The organism is Thauera sp. 28 (assembly GCF_000310145.2).
GTDB classification, from domain to species: Bacteria; Pseudomonadota; Gammaproteobacteria; order Burkholderiales; family Rhodocyclaceae; genus Thauera; species Thauera mechernichensis.
Window position 1 is genome coordinate 1 of sequence record NZ_AMXA01000087.1, and the last position, 726, is coordinate 726.

Below are 726 nucleotides of genomic sequence, written 5' to 3' on the forward strand. Positions count from 1 at the left end.
GAAGGCTCGCCCGAATACAAGTACATGATGCAGCGCCGCATGGACCTGGGCGGCTTCCTGCCGCAGCGCCGCACCAAGGCCGCGCCGCTGGCCGTGCCCGCGCTGGATGCCTTTGCCGCGCTGCTGAAGGCCTCGGGCGAAGGCCGCGAGCTGTCGACCACGATGGCCATCGTGCGCATCATGAACACGCTGCTCAAGGACAAGCAGATCGGCAAGCACATCGTGCCGATCGTGCCGGACGAAAGCCGCACCTTCGGCATGGAAGGCATGTTCCGCCAGTACGGCATCTGGAACCAGGAAGGCCAGAAGTACGTGCCGGAAGACCATGACCAGCTCATGTTCTACAAGGAAAGCCAGACCGGCCAGGTGCTGCAGGAAGGCATCAACGAAGCCGGCGCCATGGCTGACTGGATCGCCGCCGGCACCGCCTACAGCGTGCATGGCGTGCAGATGGTGCCGTTCTACATCTTCTATTCGATGTTCGGCCTGCAGCGCACCATGGACCTGTGCTGGGCGGCAGCCGACCAGCGCACCCGCGGCTTCATGATCGGCGGTACCGCCGGTCGCACCACGCTGAACGGCGAAGGCCTGCAGCACGAGGACGGCCACAGCCTGTTGATGGCCAACATGATCCCGAACTGCATCAGCTACGACCCGACCTTCCAGTACGAGGTCGCGGTGGTCGTGCAGGACGGCATGCGCCGGATGTTCGCCGAGCAGGAGGAC

At 64.6% G+C, this 726-nt stretch carries 1 pseudogene; it reads left to right on the forward strand.

Annotated features, from left to right (window positions below):
* Nucleotides 1-726: pseudogene (gene aceE, locus C662_RS19545) on the forward strand (pyruvate dehydrogenase (acetyl-transferring), homodimeric type); the annotation flags it as partial.